The organism is Amycolatopsis sp. NPDC041971 (assembly GCF_055588925.1).
Genome location: NZ_JBVJCE010000006.1, coordinates 261,740 through 279,742, shown reverse-complemented (window position 1 = coordinate 279,742; position 18,003 = coordinate 261,740). Strand labels below are relative to the sequence as shown.

General features: G+C 67.7%; 15 protein-coding genes. 10 read left to right on the top strand and 5 right to left on the bottom strand.

What is annotated here, in order from left to right:
- Window positions 1-475 precede the first annotated feature (475 nt).
- The gene (locus tag ACZ6DT_RS15685) at window positions 476-2,104 is read left to right on the top strand and encodes a Na+/H+ antiporter (RefSeq protein WP_465594646.1); all 1,629 of its coding nucleotides are present in this window, start codon (window positions 476-478) and stop codon (window positions 2,102-2,104) included.
- A gap of 21 nt (window positions 2,105-2,125) precedes the next feature.
- Window positions 2,126-2,809 (top strand): class I SAM-dependent methyltransferase, encoded by a 684-nt coding sequence (locus ACZ6DT_RS15680; protein WP_465594643.1) that lies wholly within the window; start codon window positions 2,126-2,128, stop codon window positions 2,807-2,809.
- A 13-nt stretch (window positions 2,810-2,822) separates the two neighbouring features.
- Here ACZ6DT_RS15680 and ACZ6DT_RS15675 read toward each other — a convergent pair whose 3' ends face one another.
- Window positions 2,823-3,284, bottom strand: coding sequence for a nuclear transport factor 2 family protein (locus ACZ6DT_RS15675; RefSeq protein WP_465594640.1), 462 nt, complete (start codon window positions 3,282-3,284; stop codon window positions 2,823-2,825).
- Between the two features lie 88 nt (window positions 3,285-3,372).
- On the opposite strand from ACZ6DT_RS15675, the gene ACZ6DT_RS15670 reads away from it, so the two are divergent.
- Window positions 3,373-3,939: a TetR/AcrR family transcriptional regulator gene (locus tag ACZ6DT_RS15670; RefSeq protein WP_465594637.1), complete on the top strand. Its 567-nt coding sequence runs from the start codon at window positions 3,373-3,375 to the stop codon at window positions 3,937-3,939.
- A gap of 7 nt (window positions 3,940-3,946) precedes the next feature.
- Here ACZ6DT_RS15670 and ACZ6DT_RS15665 read toward each other — a convergent pair whose 3' ends face one another.
- Window positions 3,947-4,540, bottom strand: a complete 594-nt coding sequence (locus ACZ6DT_RS15665) for an SMI1/KNR4 family protein (RefSeq protein ID WP_465594634.1) — start codon at window positions 4,538-4,540, stop codon at window positions 3,947-3,949.
- Window positions 4,541-4,568: 28 nt separating this feature from the next.
- The gene (aztA, locus tag ACZ6DT_RS15660) at window positions 4,569-5,318 is read right to left on the bottom strand and encodes a zinc ABC transporter ATP-binding protein AztA (RefSeq protein WP_465594630.1); all 750 of its coding nucleotides are present in this window, start codon (window positions 5,316-5,318) and stop codon (window positions 4,569-4,571) included.
- A 48-nt stretch (window positions 5,319-5,366) separates the two neighbouring features.
- Here aztA and aztB point away from each other — a divergent pair, with 48 nt between their 5' ends.
- From aztB to aztD, 4 genes are read left to right on the top strand one after another with little or no spacing between them, the layout of a single operon-like run.
- Window positions 5,367-6,218, top strand: coding sequence for a zinc ABC transporter permease AztB (gene aztB, locus ACZ6DT_RS15655; protein ID WP_465594627.1), 852 nt, complete (start codon window positions 5,367-5,369; stop codon window positions 6,216-6,218).
- A complete protein-coding gene (locus ACZ6DT_RS15650; RefSeq protein ID WP_465594624.1) occupies window positions 6,215-7,411 on the top strand; it encodes a hypothetical protein in 1,197 nt (398 codons plus the stop codon). The genes aztB and ACZ6DT_RS15650 overlap by 4 nt, the downstream gene beginning before the upstream one ends.
- Window positions 7,408-8,307 (top strand): zinc ABC transporter substrate-binding protein AztC, encoded by a 900-nt coding sequence (aztC, locus tag ACZ6DT_RS15645; protein ID WP_465594621.1) that lies wholly within the window; start codon window positions 7,408-7,410, stop codon window positions 8,305-8,307. The genes ACZ6DT_RS15650 and aztC overlap by 4 nt, the downstream gene beginning before the upstream one ends.
- Before the next feature lie 26 nt (window positions 8,308-8,333).
- Window positions 8,334-9,506 carry a zinc metallochaperone AztD gene (aztD, locus tag ACZ6DT_RS15640; protein WP_465594618.1) on the top strand — a complete coding sequence of 391 codons (1,173 nt, stop codon included), beginning with the start codon at window positions 8,334-8,336 and terminating at the stop codon, window positions 9,504-9,506.
- Between the two features lie 347 nt (window positions 9,507-9,853).
- On the opposite strand, the gene ACZ6DT_RS15635 is transcribed toward aztD, so the two are convergent.
- Both ACZ6DT_RS15635 and ACZ6DT_RS15630 read right to left on the bottom strand, forming a co-directional pair.
- Complete coding sequence (locus ACZ6DT_RS15635; RefSeq protein ID WP_465594615.1) at window positions 9,854-10,489, bottom strand: response regulator; 636 nt, start codon at window positions 10,487-10,489, stop codon at window positions 9,854-9,856.
- Complete coding sequence (locus tag ACZ6DT_RS15630) at window positions 10,486-10,755, bottom strand: ATP-binding protein (protein WP_465594878.1); 270 nt, start codon at window positions 10,753-10,755, stop codon at window positions 10,486-10,488. Before ACZ6DT_RS15630 ends, ACZ6DT_RS15635 begins: the two co-directional genes overlap by 4 nt.
- A gap of 362 nt (window positions 10,756-11,117) precedes the next feature.
- Between ACZ6DT_RS15630 and ACZ6DT_RS15625 the strand changes: the two genes are divergently transcribed.
- From ACZ6DT_RS15625 to ACZ6DT_RS15615, 3 genes are read left to right on the top strand one after another with little or no spacing between them, the layout of a single operon-like run.
- Entirely contained in the window at window positions 11,118-12,383 is a 1,266-nt protein-coding gene (locus ACZ6DT_RS15625; RefSeq protein ID WP_465594612.1) for an aspartate kinase, read from the top strand.
- Window positions 12,380-16,444 (top strand): Pls/PosA family non-ribosomal peptide synthetase, encoded by a 4,065-nt coding sequence (locus ACZ6DT_RS15620; RefSeq protein WP_465594609.1) that lies wholly within the window; start codon window positions 12,380-12,382, stop codon window positions 16,442-16,444. The genes ACZ6DT_RS15625 and ACZ6DT_RS15620 overlap by 4 nt, the downstream gene beginning before the upstream one ends.
- Window positions 16,441-17,826: an aspartate aminotransferase family protein gene (locus ACZ6DT_RS15615; protein ID WP_465594606.1), complete on the top strand. Its 1,386-nt coding sequence runs from the start codon at window positions 16,441-16,443 to the stop codon at window positions 17,824-17,826. The genes ACZ6DT_RS15620 and ACZ6DT_RS15615 overlap by 4 nt, the downstream gene beginning before the upstream one ends.
- The last annotated feature ends 177 nt before the right edge of the window (window positions 17,827-18,003 follow it).

Here is an 18,003-nt window from a genome sequence, read left to right as displayed (position 1 = left end):
GCGATTCGGGTTCTGTTGATAACCCGAATCGCCACTCACGACCACCTGTACCGACGCTTTCCGGCGCCCTGGTCGCTTGAAGTACATGAAGGGGTCCTTCATGTACTCGAGGAAGGCCTTCGGGCGCCATGGTTGTGGCTGGTGGGGCTACTGGGGCTACTGGGGCTCCCAGTCTGTGAAGGACTCCTTGAGGGACCCAGAGTCCCTCAAGGAGTCCTTCACGGACCGCGGTCCCGCGATCAGCCGAAGCCAGAAGGCACCTAGGGCCACCCTTGGCTCCAGCTCGAATCGCCACTCGACCCCCTCGCACCTGATCAGGGCCGAAGGCGTCCTTCGTCGCATCAGACGCAGCGAAGGGAACCTTCACCTAAGTCGTGACTGATGGGACGGCACGTGTGATCAGGCGGACGACACGCGTGACTGGATGGACGACACGCGCGCGGCCGGGTCTTTTCCGTCAGGTAGAACAAGGGGCATGCTGGGTGCAATCGGGTTCGTGCTGGTCATGCTGGGCGTCATCGTCGTGGTGAGCGCGATCAGCCACCGGATCGGCTTGCCGGATCCGGTGCTGCTGACCGTCGTCGGGCTCGTCTATGCCCTGCTCCCCGGGCCGAATCTGCATTTGGAGCCCGAGTTCGTCCTTGACGTCATCCTTCCGCCGTTGCTGTACAACGCCGCGCTCGGTTCGAGCCTGCTGGCGATCCGCAGCAGGTTGCGTTCGGTCGTCAGTCTCTCGGTCCTGCTGGTGCTGGCGACGGCCTTCGTGGTCGGCGGGTTGCTCACATGGCTCGTTCCGGTGATTCCGCTCGCGGCCGCGATCGCGCTCGGTGCGGCGGTCGCGCCGCCGGATCCGGTGGCGGCGCTGGCCGTCGGCCGCCGGGTCGGGCTGCCCGCGAAGCTGTCGACCCTGATCGAGGGCGAGGGGCTGCTCAACGACGCCACGGCGCTGACGATCTACAAGATGGCGCTCGCCGTCGCGGTCGGCGGCAGTTTCTCGTTCGGGCTCGCGACCGGTGAATTCGCCCTGGCCACGATCGGTGGCCTGCTGGTCGGTGTGGTCGTGGCGTTCCTGGTGCGGTTGTCCCGCCGTGTCCTGGCGGATCCCCTGTCGGCGAACGCGGTTTCGTTGGCGACGCCGTTCACCGCGTACGTGCTCGGCGAGACCATCCACGGTTCGGGTGTCCTGGCCGTCGTGGTGGCCGGGTTGATCGTCGGGCATCAGACGCCCCGGCTCCAGACGGGAGCGAGCAGGTTGCAGACGAGCGCGGTGTGGAGCCTCGTCAATTACCTGCTCGAAGGATTCGTCTTCCTGCTCATCGGCCAGCAACTGCCCGCCGTCATCGCCGGGCTCGGTGGCTACCCGGTCGGCTCGGTGGTCTTGACCGCGGTGGTCACCGTGGGGGCCGTCCTGCTGGTCCGGCCGCTGTGGCTGGTACTGACGCAGCTCTTCCCGCGACGGCTGCACGCCCGGCTCGGCAGCGCTGACGAAACGGGGGAGGCGGCGGAGCGGGCACTGACGGGTAAGGAGATCGCGGGGCTCAGCTGGGCGGGCACCCGAGGGGTGATCACGCTCGCGGCGGCGTTCGCGATCCCGGTCGTGACCGCGGACGGGAGTCCGTTCCCCGCGCGCGATCTGCTGCTGTTCTCGGCGTTCCTGGTGGTCTTGGTGACGCTCGTGGGCCAAGGGGTGACTTTCGGGCCGCTCCTGAAACGGCTCGGCCTGCGCGCCGACGTCCAGGACCAGGCCCGGCTGCGCAACCAGGCACGCAGCGCCGCCGTGGACGCGGCGCTCGCCCGACTGGACCAGCTCGTCGAAGAGGACGACGTGCCGAACGAAGCGGTGGCGGCGCTGCGCAAGAATCTCCAAGGCCGTCAGCGACGCTACCGGGCGCGGCTGGCTTACCTTGAGGACAACCCACTCACGCCCCGTGCTCCGGGATACGAGGCGGCCGTCCGCGCCCGGCACAGCATCATCGAGGCGCAGCGGGAAGAACTCCTTCGCTGGCGTGACGCCGGCCGTTTGCCCGACGCCAGCCTGAGGATCCTGCAAACCGAACTCGACCACGAGGAGAACGCGTTGTCGCCGTCTTCCGGCAACTCGTGAGAATCGATCTACCATGCGGGGGTGGACGAACGACCGATCACCACGGCGCAGCGCAACTTCCGGCGGGTCGCCGAAGAGCTCGAAAGCATGGGGACCCAGGATCGTTTCACCTACATCTTCCGATCCCGGTTGTGGAGTTCCTCATCGGTCTCCGGGCCCGGTTCCGAGTCGGTCCAGACGCGGGAACTGAGCGACCGGTTGCCCGGCCTCCTCGATCGCTTCGGGGTGCGCACCCTGCTCGACCTGCCGTGCGGGGACTACGGCTGGCTCAGTGAGGTCGACCTGGACCTCGACCGATACATCGGCGCCGACATCGTCCCCGACCTGATCGAGGTGAACACCGCACGGTTCCGCGACGATCCGGTCCACGAGTTCCGGGTGCTCGATCTGATCGGCGATCCACTGCCGTCGGCCGACCTCGTCCTGTGCCGGGATTGCTTGGTACACCTGAGCTTCGCCGACATCAAGCGGGCCCTGCGGAACCTCGAACGAAGCGGCTCCCGATACTTGTTGACGACGACCTTCACCGAACTCGGCACCAACACCGACATCGTGACGGGCGACTGGCGGCCGTTGAACCTGTGCCGGGAACCGTTCGGGTTCCCGGAGCCGCTGGCCGTGCTGGTCGAAGGGTGCACCGAAGAGGGCGGGGCCTACGCCGACAAGTCCTTGGGGTTGTGGGAGATCGTCGCGATCGTGGACTGATCGGCGAAGTGCCTCACCGCAGTGGGAAGTCGGTTCCGTGTTCCTTCTCCGGGCGCGGGCCGCGGATACGCCGCTCGTTCTCGGGGATGGGCACGTCGTTGATGCTCGCCTCACGACGGCTCATGAGGCCACGCTCGTCGAACTCCCACAGTTCGTTGCCGTAGCTGCGCCACCACTGACCGGCTCGGTCGTGCCATTCGTACTGGAACCGGACGGCGATCCGATCGTCGGTGAACGCCCAGAGGTTCTTGCGCAGCGCGTAGTCCAGTTCCCGCTCCCATTTCGCGGTCAGGAACGCGACGATCTCCTCGCGGCCATGGACGAACGTTTCCCGATTCCGCCAGACGGAGTCCGGCGTGTACGCCGACGCCACCCGGCGGGGATCGCGGGTGTTCCAGCCGTCCTCCGCCGCTTGTACCTTGCGTAGCGCCGTCTCTCGCGTGAACGGTGGACAGGGCGGGCGATCTTCCGACATCTTCGACCTCCTCAGGTTGAGAACGTACGTTCTCCGCGTCTGTCGCCTACGATAGAGAACGATCGTTCTCAACGTCAAGGGAGTCCCGATGCCGGCCGCCGTCACCGACGAGCAGAACCGCTTGGACCGCGAAGCCCTGCTCGACGCCGCCGAAAAACTCTTCTACGAGAACGGCATCCAGGCGGTCGGCATGGACCGGATCCGCGCTGCGTCCGGCCTCTCGCTGAAGCGGATCTACCGGTTCTTCGAAGCCAAGGACGACCTCGTGGTGGCGATGCTCAAACGTCGTGATCAGCGGTGGCGGGGCAGCTTGGCCACTCACGTGGAACAGGTCCAGGACCCCCGAGAGCGGGTGCTGTCGATCTTCGACTGGCTTGCCGGCTGGTTCGCCGAACCCGGTTTCCGCGGTTGCGCGTGGATCAACGCCCACGGCGAAATCGGACCCAGCTCCGAAGCGGTTCTGGCCGAGGTGCGAGCACACAAACAGGCCTTTCACGAGCAGATCGAGACCTGGGTGCGGGCCGCGGGATCGGCGGCGACCGAGGCGGTGTACCTGCTCGCCGAAGGGGCGATCGTGACGGCGGGCATCGGCGGTGACCCGGCTCCGGCCCGGCAGGCGCGGAAGGCCGTCGCGGCATTGCTCGGGAACCTCTGACTGTCCGTCAAGGCCAGCTGAGCTCGCCTTCGCTGATGACGGGATGCCGTTCCCGATAAGGCAGGTCACGGTCGTGGACGTAGTTGTCGAGCCGCTCGGCGATCTCGTCGAGGATCTCGGTCACGCTCGCCCAGTTGGACCGGTGAATTCCGTCACTGGCGTACCACTCCATGACGCAACCGTGGCGCTCGCCCGGCCGGAGATCGGCGCACAGCAGGCCTCCGTCGATGGCCCGGCCGATGGGGAGAATCGCTGTGCAGAACGGGAATCCGTCCTGTCCGGCCTGTTTGTGGTGCGCTCCTTCGGCGGTGCAGCAGTCCGGGTCGGGGTACTGCGACTGCCTGGCGTACTCGTCCTCGGCTCGCGCCACCGATAAAGGCAGGTAGCCTTTCGGGATCAGATATCCAGCTCCGCGGACGCGCTGGTCGTCGACGCCGTCCATGACGGCCCACCAGGCGAGCAGCTCGGGTGGGAGTTCGAGACCGACGCGGTCGCGCAGGCGTTCGACCTGCGCGGCCGGCGCCGGGGGCCGGATCTCCCGCGCGGTGACCGGTGCGTGTTCGGACAACAGGGCCATGATGCGCCGCCAGGTCTCTTCCACCGGTGCCCCCTTCGCTCGGCGGACCACCCTAGCGAGGATCGGCGACCTTCGGCGCGAAAGCGGGCGACTGGATGCGGGCAGGCAGGCCCCACGCTTCCGCCACGCGCTCCGGGGTCAGCACCGACGCCGGAGCGCCTTCGCCGACGAGGCGGCCGTCCTGCAGCAACAGGCAGTGATCGGCTCGGCCCGCCACTTCGAGATCGTGCGTGACCCGCAGGACTGTCGTGCCCTCGGCGAGTGTGGCGCGCAGGGCTTCGTCGATCAAGCCGCGGGCGTGCAGATCGAGACCGGCCGATGGCTCGTCGAGCAGCAGCAGTCCGGCTTGCTGGGCCAGCCCTTGCGCCACCAGTGCCCGTTGGCGCTGCCCGCCGGAGAGGGTGCCGATCAAGCGGTCCGCGATCGACGTGATCTCCAACCGCTCCAGGCATTCTCCCACGATCTGCCGGTCCACCTTGGACAGTCGTCGCCAATGACCGCGGTGCGCCCAGCGGCCCATCGTGACGGTGGCGCGCACGGTGATCGGCAGCGATCGTGACACCTCGCTTTGCTGGGTCACGTAGGCGACGCGCCCCGGATCCCGGCGGGTCACCGAACCGGTGGTCGGCGGCAGGACGCCCGCGACGAGGTTGAGCAGCGACGACTTGCCCGCGCCGTTCGCGCCGGCGACCGCGGTGAGCCGTGCCGACGGCACCTGGGCGGTGATCCCGCGCAGTACCTCCCGGGGCCCGTAGTGCGCGTGCGCGCGGTCGATCGTGAGTGCCGTTGTGTCCGGGGTCATCCCACCCTCTTTCAGATAATGACAATCATTACCACTATAGTGTGACGCGTGGAGTGGTTGTTGATCCCCTTCGAGGTGTCGTTCGTGCAGCGTGCGCTGGTGGCGGGAGTGCTCGTTTCAGCGGTGTGCGCCGTCGTGGGCACCTGGGTGGTGTTGCGCGGCATGGCCTTCATCGGCGACGCGATGTCGCACGGCATGTTGCCCGGCGTGGCGATCGCCTCGCTGACCGGCGTGAACCTGCTGATCGGTGCCGCGATCAGCGCCGGGGTGATGGCACTCGGCGTCACGGCGCTCGGGCGTTCGCGGCGGCTGTCCGAGGACACCACCATCGGGCTGCTCTTCGTCGGCATGCTCGCGAGCGGGGTGATCATCGTGTCGCACTCGCGGTCGTTCGCGGTGGATCTCACCGGATTCCTGTTCGGCGACGTGCTCGCCGTCGGATCCGGCGACCTGGTGGGCCTCGCGATCACCCTGCTCGTCGTGGGGGTGGTGGCATTGGCGGGGCACCGCTCGTTCACGGCGCTCACCTTCGATGTCCGCAAAGCGCACACGCTGGGGCTTCGGCCGCGGCTGGCCAACGCGGTGCTGCTCGGGCTGGTCACGTTGACGATCGTCGCGTCGTTCCGCGTCGTGGGGACGCTGCTGGTGTTCGGTTTGCTCATCGCACCGGCCGCGGCGGCGCTCTTCTGGTCGCGGCGGATCACGACGATCATGCTCATCGCGGCGTTGCTCGGCGTCGCCGCCACGGTCGGCGGCCTGCTCGTGTCCTGGCATTGGGGCACCGCGGCGGGCGCGACCATCGCCGCCAGCGCGGTCTGCCTGTTCTTTCTTTCCGCGTTCCTGTCCTTCGTACGACAGCGATTCCGTTCCCTGACACCGGAGATCGAGTGCTCACGATGAAACTGAAAGCAGTGACGACGGTCGTCGCGGCGCTGACCCTGGCGGCGTGCGGCACGGAGCAGCCGAAAGAGGTGACCGCGGAAGTCCCGCACGGCTACGTCGAAGGCGCCGAAGAAGCAGCCGAGGCGCAGTCACGGCTGATCGTCGCCGACGCGGACACCGGAGCCGTCCGCGTTGTGGACCTCATCACCGAGGAGGTGCACGAAGTCGGACGAGTCGACGGTGTGCGGGCCGTGACCGGTGATGGTCGCTTCGGTTACCTGACCGCTCGCGACGGCACGATCCGGGTGATCGACAGCGGTTCCTGGATGGTCGACCACGGTGACCACGTCCACTACTACCGGACGAAGGCCCGGGACGTCGGCGTGGCACCGGGCAAACAGCTTTTGGCGGCCTACAGCGATCCCGTCGTTTCCGCGCTGTCCTATTCGGACGGTACGACGACGTTGCTCGACCGGGCCGCGCTCGACAAGGGGTCCGTGACCGAGCTGGGAAAGATCACGCGCGAACCACACGCCGGGGTCGCGATCCCTCATGGCGAGCACGTCATCGCCACGGTGGCCGACGCCGGAAAGCCGCTCGCTCGCGGAGTGCGCGTCCATGACCGTCAGGGCAAGGCCGTGGCGGAGATCGATCAGCCGTGCCCTGACCTGCAAGGGCAGGCGGTGACCCGGCGCGGTGTCGTCTTCGGTTGCGCGGACGGCGCTTTGCTCGTGACCGAAAAGGACGGTGCGTTCGCCGGGGTGAAGATTCCGTACCCGCGCAATGTCACGGCGCAGGAACGCGCCACCGCCTTCTTCCACCGGCCCGGGGGATCCACGCTCGCGGCGCGGGCGGGGGAGTCCGCCGTGTGGTCGCTGGACGTCGGCCGTCGCAGCTGGCAGCACGTCGAGACCGGACCGGTCGTCGCGGTGAACGCCGTCGGTGAGGGCGGCCCGCTGCTGGTGCTGTCCCGTGACGGAAAGCTGCGTTCCTTCGACGGCACCGGAAAGGAACAGGCGGCGATCCCGCTGCTGACCCCGGAAGCGACCGCCGCCGACGTTCCCGCGATCCAGGTCGATTCGACCCGCGCCTATCTCAACAACCCGCTTTCGGCCGAGGTGTACGAGATCGACTACAACGACAACCTCCGTCGCGCCAGGACCCTGAAGGTCGGCGGCAAGGCGGGTCATATCGTGGAGACCGGCCGATGAGGCGCCGGACGCTCGCCCTGTTCGTGGTGGCGTTTCTGGCGACGGCCGGATGCTCCGGCAGCGGCGGAGGCGGCAAGTCGGTCGTCGTCACGACGAACATCCTCGGTGACATCACGCGCGCCATCGTCGGTGATCAGGCCGAAGTGACCGTGTTGATGAAGCCGAACGCCGATCCGCATTCCTTCGGTATCTCCGCGCAGCAGGCGGCCCAGGTCGAGCGCGCCGGCCTGATCGTCTACAACGGACTCGGACTCGAAGAGGGCATGCTGCGCACCGTGCGCACGGCCGAGGAAAACGGTGTGCCGTCGCTGCCCGCCGGGGAGCGGGCGAATCCGATCAGCTACGCCGACAACAAGCCGGACCCCCATTTCTGGACGGATCCCGCACGGGTGCGCGACACGGTGAAGACGATCGCCGACGAGGTCGTCGCCCATGTCGACGGGGTCGACGAAGCGGTGATCCGCGCCAACGCCGAGCGCTATGGCGGGGAAATCGAGGCGCTCGACACCATGATGGCCGAAAAGTTCGGCGGGATCCCGCGCGAACGCCGGAAGCTGGTCACGAATCACCACGTGTTCGGGTACCTGGCTCAGCGGTTCGGGTTCGACGTCGTGGGCGCGGTGATCCCCGGCGGGACCACGCTCGCTTCCCCCAGTTCCTCGGATTTGAAGGCACTCGCCGACACCGTTCGCGCGGCCGGGGTCCCGGTGATCTTCGCCGATTCCTCGCAACCGGACCGGCTCGCGCGCGTGCTGGCCGAGCAGGCCGGGCTGCACGTCCAGGTGTCCCCGTTGTTCTCGGAGTCGCTCAGTGAACCAGGCCAGGGCGCGGCCACCTATCTGGAAATGATGCGCGCCAACACCCAATCGATCACCACCGGTTTGACCCGTTCCTGATCGGAACAGACGAAAGGCACAGTGAAATGGCACGGAAAACCCGATATCTCGCGCTGATGGCGACGACGGCGAGCACGCTCGCGCTCGCCGCCTGCGGAACCGAACAGCCGGCGGCGGAGGCCGGAAAGGACGCGGCTCCGGCACCGGTCGTCGCCGATCCGGTGGCTGTCACCTATAACGGTGGCATCGTCCTGCTCGACGGAAAGACCTTGAAGGAGGCCAAAAACCTCCCGCTGGAGGGCTTCAACCGGCTCAACCCCGCCGGGAACGACCGGCACCTCCTGGTCTCGACGGCCACCGGCTTCCGGGTCCTGGACGCCGTCGGTGCCGTGCTGACGGACAACGAAGTGAAGGCGGCCAAGCCGGGACACGTCGTCCGGCACGCGGGCAAGACGGTGCTGTTCGCCGACGGGACCGGTGAGGTGACGGTCTTCGACCCGAAGACGATCGGCACCGCGGCGTTGCCCGCGCCGAAGCACAAGACGCCGGAAGCGCATCACGGCGTGGCCGTCGAACTCGCGAACGGCGAACTGGTCACCACCGTCGGGAACGAGGACAAGCGGTCCGGAATCGTGGTGCTGGACAAGGACAAGAAGGAGATCGCGCGCAACGAGCAGTGCCCCGGTGTGCACGGTGAAGCCGCCGCGCGCGGCGAAGCGGTCGTGGTCGGCTGCCAGACCGGTGTGCTGATCTACCGCGACGGCGTCATCACCAAGGTGACCAGCCCGGATCCCTACGGCCGCATCGGGAACCAGGCGGGCTCGGAGGTCTCCCCGATCACCTTGGGCGACTACAAGGTCGACGAAGCGGCCGAGCTCGAACGCCCGACCCGGATTTCCCTGATCGACACCGAGAAGGCCACGCTCAAGCACGTCGACATCGGGACCAGCTACACCTTCCGGTCGCTGGCCCGAGGCCCGCAGGGTGAGGCCCTGGTGCTGGGAACTGACGGTCAGATCCACGTGATCGACCCGGTGAGCGGTGCGGTGACACGGAAGATCGCCGTCCTCGGTACCTGGCAGGAACCGATCGAGTGGCAGCAGCCGCGTCCGGCGATCTTCGTCCGTGGTGGAACGGCGTACGTCACCGACCCCGGCAAGAAGGAGATCCACTCGATCGACCTCGCCTCGGGAGCGAAGACCGCGACCGGCACGATTCCGGGAACGCCGAACGAGGTGAGCGGCGTCCTCGGGCACTGACCTCCTGACGTTTGTCAGGCAATCGAGGCTGGGTCGGTACAGCGGGTCGTGAGTGGCGATTCGTGCTCTAGCGAGTACCTACTGCGTGACCCGCGGCCTGATGTCGGGTGAGGTACATGATGGCCCCCTTCCTGTACCTAGGCGCAAGGAAGGGGGCCTTCATGTACTGGGAAAGGGACCTACCGGGCGCTGCCATGGCTGGTGGTGCCACTGAGGCTCAAGGCGGCGTTCCGGACCCACCCGCAGCAGGTACTTGAAACCCTCTTGGCTCTAGCCCGAATCGCCACTCACGACCAGCGCGACCAGCCCGGTACTTCCACCCTCAGCTCAAACCGCTCGCGAGACGTTCAGCGGCGGATGAGACCGAGGTCGGTCGCGGTGGCGACGGCGGCGGTGCGCGAGTCCACGCCGAGTTTGGCGTAGCTGCGGGCCAGGTGGGATTTCACGGTGCCTTCGGTCAGGTGGAGGCGCTCGGCGATGGCCCGGTTGGACAGACCGTCGGCGACCAGGACCAGTACTTCGATCTCGCGCAGCGTCAGCGCGGTCGAGCGCGTCCGCATCCGGTTGATCAACCGATCGGCCACGGTCGGGGAGAGCGTGGTGCGTCCGGCGGCGGCGGTGCGCACGGCGGTCGCCAGATCTTCGGGCGGGGCGTCCTTGAGGAGATAGCCGGTGGCGCCCGCTTCGATGGCGGGCAGCGTGTCGGCGTCGGTGTCGTAGGTGGTGACGATCAGGACGCGGGGCGCGCCCGGCCGCGCGGTGATCACCGCGGTGGCTTCGGCCCCGGTCATACCAGGGCCGAAGCGCAGGTCCATCAGCACGACGTCGATGTCGCCTTCGGCGGCGCGGGTCACCGCTTCCTCCGCGGTCGCGGCTTCGGTCGTGACGACGAGACCGGGTTCGGTTTCCAGCAAGGCACGCAGTCCCGCCCGGACGATGGGGTGGTCGTCGGCGAGGAGGAGCCGGATCGGGGGTTCGGTCACGCGTGTTCCTCGAGTTCGACGGGCAGCCGCACGGACAAGGTCGTGCCGTGGCCGGGGGAGGACTCGATGGTGAGCGTTCCGTCCAGTGCTTCGGTCCGCGTGCGCATCGCGGTGAGTCCGAAGCCGCTGTGCTGAGGGTGGAAACCGATGCCGTCGTCGACGACCTCGAGGGTGGCGTGTTCCCCGACGTAGCTCAAGGCGACCTCGGCGGTGGACGCTTCGGCGTGCCGGACGGTGTTCGCGAGGGCCGCCTGGCCGATGCGCAGTAGCGCGACCTCGTGCGCGGTCGGCAGCGGAACGGGAGCCCCGGCGAACAGGAAAATCCGTTCCTTCCCACGGTCACTTTTTCGAATTTCGAAGGAAATGGAAATGCGTCATTCTTCCGGACCTACTCTGTCGAACTCGGCTGTTCGCAGCTATAACACTACGCGATGTCGCCGGGTTATGACGTGGGAAAAATGGACGACGGGTTTTTCGTACTTACGGAGGTACCAGTTCAAAGTTTCTCGCACTACTTTCCAATCCTGTCAGCCCGTCCGCGCAGGACTGAGCCTTGGAAGACCATTCGCCGCGGGCTGATTGTCCGAATTCGAACCCCGGCCGTCGCGGTGATCCATTAAGGAAACTGGTGAATTCTTCTCCGGACCTCGAGCTCAGCTTGGACCTGCCATTACGAAAGACGCGAAACGAAGCACCGGTCATACGAAAATACGGCGGTTCCTCGCTGGCAACGCCGGGAATGGTGAGCGATGTGGCCGCCGAAGTGGCCGCGATCGCCGAAGCGGGGAACCGGGTGGTCCTGGTCGTATCGGCGATGGGAGACACCACCGACAACCTGATCGCCTTGGCCGGGCAGTTCGCCGAGGCGCCGGATCCCCGGGAGCTCGACCAAGTGATGGCGACAGGCGAACAGGTCTCCGCGTCGGTGCTCGCCATGGCGCTGGCCGAACGCGGGGTCCGGGCCGTGTCTGTGTCCGGTGACCAGGCGGGGATCGAGGTGACCGGCGAACCCGGGGCGGGGGTCATCGTGCGGGTCGACCCCGGCAAGATCCTCGCGCGGCTGCGTGACGCGCAGGTCGTCGTGGTCGCCGGTTTCCAGGGGCGGAACGCCGACGGCGACCTGCTGACCCTGGGCAGGGGCGGTTCCGACACCACCGCGGTGGCGCTCGCGGCCGCTCTCGGTGGTTCCGAATGCGAGATCCGCACCGACGTCCACGGCGTTCGCACGGCCGACCCCCGGATCGTCCCGGACACGCGTCCCGTCCGGACGATCTCCTACGACACCATGGTCGAACTCGCCGGGCTCGGGGCCCGCGTGCTGCATCCCAGATCCGTCGAGCTCGCACGCCGTCACGAGGTGGCCGTGCGGGTGACGCATTCCTCGGATCCCGGTCCCTCCACCGTCGTCACGGCGGGGGAATCGTCGTTGGAAGGCGCCCCCAGGGTCATCGGCATCGCGCACGAACGCGACGTGCGACTGGTCAGGGTCGAGGTTTCCGCCGACGGCCCGGATCAGTACGCCCGCGTGCTCACGATGCTCGCGAGGTGCGGAGTGAGACCGGACAACCTGAGCTGGCCCGATCCCGGCGAACTCCGGTTCACCGTCCGGGGTCCGGAGCCACCCCTCCTGCCGATCGCCGAACTCGCGACGGAGCTGGACGCCCGCTCCACGGTTTTCGACGAGCTCGGCTCGGTCTCCGTGGTCGGTACCGCGCTGCTCGACCCGCCCGGATTCCTACCCGAGTTGCTGCGGGTCCTCGCCGACCACCGGGTCACGGTGCCGGCGTTGACGACTTCCCAGTCACGTCTCACCGCGGTGATCCCGGCCGACGTCGTCGACACGACCGTCCGTGCCTTGCACGACGCGTTCGGCTTGGCGGAGGACAGGACATGAGCCCGTACGGACAGCCGTCGGGCCTGTTCACCACCGACGGCCTGGTCCTGACCTGCGACGGCCACGAACAGCGGATTCGATGGCAGGTCGGCGATCGGCTCGAGCAGTTGTACGAGCGGCTTTGCGACCGGCTGCGCGCCGAGGGCCTCGGCGACCGCCTCGCAGTGGACGCCGAGGACACGAAGCTCACCTTCTCCGGACTGGACGGGCGGGCCAATCGTCTCGCCCGGTACTTGCGGGCGCGCGGGGTGCGGCCCGGCGATCGGATCGGGCTGCTGTTCGACGAACCGGTTCATCCCTACGTCGCGATGCTGGCCGTGCTCAAGGTCAACGCGGCGTATGTACCGTTGGACGCGGGTTTCCCGGACGACCGCCTGGCGTACATCGTCCGCGACGCCGGTGTCCGGTTGGTGGTGTCGCTTTCCGGTCTGCGCGACCGGTTCGAGCCGGGCAGCGTCGAACTGGTCTGCCTCGACGAAGACGCGGACCGGATCGCCGTGCTGCCGGGTGAGCGGCTCAGCGCGGCCGAGAAGGGCGCTCCGGCGGACGAACTCTGTTACGTCGTCTACACCTCCGGCTCGACCGGGCGGCCGAAAGGCGTGACGATCGACCACGCCTCGATCTGCAACTTCGTGAGCGTCGCCGCCGATGTCTACGGCATCCAGGGCACCGACCGGATGTACCAGGGCATGACGATCGCGTTCGACTTCTCGGTCGAGGAGATCTGGGTGCCGTTGCTGTGCGGCGCGACGCTCGTGCCGAAACCCGGCGGCGCGGCCCTCGTCGGCCACGACCTCCTCGAATTCCTGCGGGAGAATCGGATCACCGCGTTGGCCTGCGTTCCGACCCTGTTGGCCAGCCTCGACGAGGACCTGCCGCGGCTACGGTTTCTTCTGGTGTCCGGTGAAGCGTGCCCCGAAGACCTCGTGCGCCGCTGGTACCGAGCGGACAGGCGATTCCTCAACGTCTACGGCCCGACAGAGGCCACGGTCACCGCGACATGGTCGGTGCTGAGACCGGATCGGCCGGTGACCATCGGGGTGCCGCTGCCCACGTATTCGGTCGTCATCCTCGATCCGGACGAGCCGAGGGCGCTGGCCGCGGGCGAACTGGGGGAGATCGGCATCGCCGGGATCGGCCTCGCCGGGGGATACCTGAACCGTCCCGACCTGACCGAGCGGGCGTTCATCCCGGACTTCCTCGGCATCGGGCACAACCCGTCCCGCCGCATCTACCGCACCGGCGACCTCGGCCGGATCACCCCGGACGGGGAGATCGAATACCACGGGCGTGCCGATACCCAGGTGAAGATCCGCGGCTACCGCGTCGAGCTCACCGAGATCGAATCGGTCCTGCTCCAGATCCCCGGGATCGCCCAGGCGGTGGTCGAGACCCACCATCCGGACGCCGGTACGACCGAACTGGTCGCCTACTACAGCCTGCGACACGACAGAGCGGACATCGATCCCGGGGAACTACGCCGTCGCTTGGCGGAACTACTACCGGGCTACATGGTGCCCGCCTATCTCGAACAGCTCGACCACATCCCGCTGACACCGGCGGGCAAAGCCGACCGCAAAAATCTTCCTGCACCCGGCAGCCCGCGAAGAGCGGCGAACGACGTCGGGTACGTGGCACCGGCCACCGAGACCGAGCTCCACCTGGCGGAGGCCTTGGGCCGGGTCCTCGGGATCGAGCGGATCTCGGCGACGGGGCATTTCTTCGACGACTACGGCGCCGACTCCCTGCTGCTGGCCAAGTTCTGCGCCCTGGTCCGGGAACGCGGCGACGTCGCGCCGTTGTCGGCGAAGGACGTGTACCTCAACCCCACCGTTCGCGGTCTCGCGGAGTCGGTTCCGCCGTCGGCCCAGGTCACGGTCGCCCGTGCCGAGGAGCCGCGTCGGGCGTCCACGACGTCGTATGTCCTCTGTGGAGTGTTCCAGCTACTGGCCTTCCTCGCCTACGCCGCCGGTTCAGGCTGGATCCTGGACACGGGATTCGCCTGGCTCTCCGGCGCGACCGGATTCGTCGACGGCTACGCACGGGCCGTCGGGCTCGGACTCGTCGTGTTCGTCGTCCTCTCCGCGGTGCCGATCCTGGCGAAGTGGGCGCTCGTCGGACGGTGGCAGCCGGGGGAGATCCCGCTGTGGAGTCCCGGCCATCTGCGCTTCTGGACGGTCAAGACCCTCATCAGGTTCAGCCCGCTGATGCTGTTCACCGGCACGCCGTTGTACTCCTGGTACCTGCGGGCGCTCGGCGCGGACATCGGCAAGAGCGTCGTGATCCTGTCCCGGAACCCGCCGGTCTGCACCGATCTGCTCAGCATCGGTGACCGGGCCGTCATCCGGAAGGACGCCTACTTCTCGTGCTACCGCGCGAGGGCGGGCAGGATCCAGACCGGCCGGGTCACCCTCGGCGACAACGCCTTCGTCGGTGAGATGACCGTGCTCGACATCGGCACGGCACTGGGCGACGACGCGCAGCTGGGCCACTCGTCGTCCTTGAACGCCGGACAGACCGTCCCCGGCGGCGAGAGTTGGCACGGATCGCCCGCCCGCCCCTCCACCGTGGACTACCGGGCGCTGCCGACCGTCACCCGTGGCAGACTCAGACCGTTCGTCTACTGCGCGTCCAGTCTGCTGCTCCTGCTTCTGGTGACGCTTCCCGTGACACTCGGCGGCGCGGACGTGCTCGCTGACCGGTTGTTCACGACGACCGTGGACCTCACGAGCTGGGACTTCTACCGCGGCCAGGTCGCCGGCTCGGCGCTGGTGTACTTCGGGGCGCTGTTCGCCGGGCTGGCCGCCGTCCTCACGATCCCGCGTCTGCTCGGCCTGTTCCTCCGGCCGGATCGGGTCTACCCGCTCTACGGCGGGCATTTCGCGATCCAGCGGGTGATCGCGCGGCTGACCAACCTGCGCGCGTTCACCTACCTGTTCGGCGACAGCAGCTACATCGTGCACTACCTGCGCGCGCTGGGGTACGACCTGTCGAAGGTCCAGCAGACCGGATCCAACTTCGGAGTCGAGGTCAAACACGAGACGCCGTTCCTCAGCACGGTCGGCACCGGGACGATGGTCTCGGACGGCCTTTCGCTGCTCAACGCGGACTTCTCCGCCTCGTCGTTCCGGCTGCGGAGAACTTCCATCGCGCCACAGGCGTTCCTGGGCAACGAGATCGCCTACCCGCCGGACGCGCGGATCGGCCGGAACTGCCTGCTGGCCACCAAGGTCCTCGTCCCACTGGACGGGCCGATCAGGGAGAACGTCGGCCTGCTGGGGTCACCCGCGTTCGAGATCCCCCGGACCGTCCGCCGCGACACCGGGTTCGATCACCTCAGCACCGGGGACGGCCTGCATCGGGGCCTGAGAGCGAAGAACCGGCACAACACCGTCACCATCTTCGTTTACCTGATGGTGCATTGGCTTCACCTACTCGGAGTCCTGCTGATCGGCGCGGCGGCAGGTGTCCTGCACGAGCGGCTCGGTCCGCTCTCCATCGGCGCCGGCATCGTGGCGACACTGGTGTTCTCGGTGTCGTTCCTCATGCTGGCGGAACTCGGCGTGCAGGGCTTCCGGACGATGCGGCCGCGATTCTGCTCGATCTACGATCCGGCCTTCTGGCGGCACGAACGGTTTTGGAAGCTCAGCCCCGCCCGCTACCTCGCGTTGTTCGACGGGACACCGTTCAAACCCTTCCTTCTGCGCTGCCTCGGCGTCCGGATCGGCCACCGTGTCTTCGACGACGGATGCGCGATCCCGGAACGCTCCTTGGTGAGCATCGGCGACGACTGCGTGCTCAACCTGCACACCGTCGTCCAAGGGCATTCGCTCGAAGACGGCCTGTTCAAATCCGACTACATCACCATCGGCGCGGGCTGCACGATCAGCACCGGTGCGTTCGTCCACTATGGAGTGACGATGGCGGAGGGGGCGATCGCCGAAACGGACGCGTTCCTGATGAAGGGCACCGCGGTCCCGGCACGAACCCGCTGGCACGCCAATCCGGCGGTCGAACTCGACACGGCGGAAGAGCTCACCGCGGCAAGGAGGCTGCCATGACGCACACCCCCACGGCGAGGCAGGCGCCTCGTGTCGAAGGCACCCTGCCCGGCCCGCGCTCGGCCGAGTTCCTCGAACACCAGCGACAGTGGGAATCCAGCGCACGGGCGTATCCACGCCATCTGCCGATCGCGATCGCGGGCGGAGAGGGCAGTTACCTGTGGGACGTGGACGGCAATGTCTTCCTCGACTTCCTGGCGGGCGCGGGTGTGCTCTCCCTCGGCCACAACCATCCCGAGCTGGTGCACGCGGCCACCGAACAACTGCGCGTACTCACCCATGCCCTGGACTTCCCGACGCCGGCCAAACGGGACTTCATCGACGCCCAGCTGTCCATGCTGCCCGCCGGATTGCGCTCACGGATGCGAATGCACTTTTGCGGTCCCGGTGGGGCCAATGCCGTGGACGCCGCGATCAAGCTCTGCAAGACCGCGACCGGACGGGGTGAGCTGGTCTCCTTCCAGGGCGGTTTCCACGGCTCGAGCCACGCGGCGATGGCGTTGACCGGTCTCATCGCCCAGAAACGGCCGATCGCCAACGGTGTTCCCGGTGTGCACTTCTTTCCGTACTCCTATTGCGCCCGGTGCCCGGTGGGCCTTTCGCCGGACACCTGCGAAACCAACTGCGTCGGCTTGCTGGAGCGGTCCCTGCGCGATCCCAACGGCGGGATTCCCCTTCCCGCCGCGGTGATCCTGGAAATGGTGCAGGGCGAGGGCGGGATCATCCCGGCGGACCGCGACTTCGTGCGGCGTGTCCGCGCGCTGACCACGGAGCTGGACATCCCGCTCGTCGTCGACGAGGTGCAGACCGGCTGCGGCCGCACCGGAACGTGGTTCGCGTTCGAGCACTACGACATCGAGCCCGACGTGATCATCGCCTCGAAAGCCCTGAGCGGAATGGGACTGCCGGTGGCGGTGATCTTCTACGACCAACGCCTCGACGGCTGGGCGCCGGGCGCCCACACGGGCACCTTCCGGGGTAACCAGGCCGCGTTCGCCGCCGGTGCCGCCGCCGTCGAGATCGTCCGGCGCGACGACGTGCTGGGCAATGTCCGGGACCGAGGGCAGCAGCTGGAGCTACGCCTTGGCCCCCTGCGCGGTCACCTCTGGGTCCGTGAGGTTCGCGGCCTCGGCCTTATGCGGGGGATCGAGCTGGCCGATCCGCGCGACGGCCGCCCCGCAGGCGGCTACGCCCGCGCCGTGCAGGCGTACGCGCTGCGTCAAGGACTGATCGTCGAACTCGGCGGCCGTGACGACAGCGTGATCCGGCTGATGCCTCCGCTCACCGTGACCGCCGAGGAGGTCGACCTCGCCTGCGCCATCCTCATCGAGGCGATCGAGCGCTGCGGTCCGACGTCCCCGATGTCCCATCAGGGACACTGAGTGTTTCCAGTGCGACATCGGGGACGTGACCAGGCGCAAATCCCGTGCCACGACATCGCCGCCGGTACCGGAAAGCTCCGCTGGGTGGCCGACACGCGACGGAATCCGGTCGCGGGCGTCGTGATGTCCGTCCAATCACGCGTGTTGTCCGCTCCGACACAGGGATCGGCCACAGCT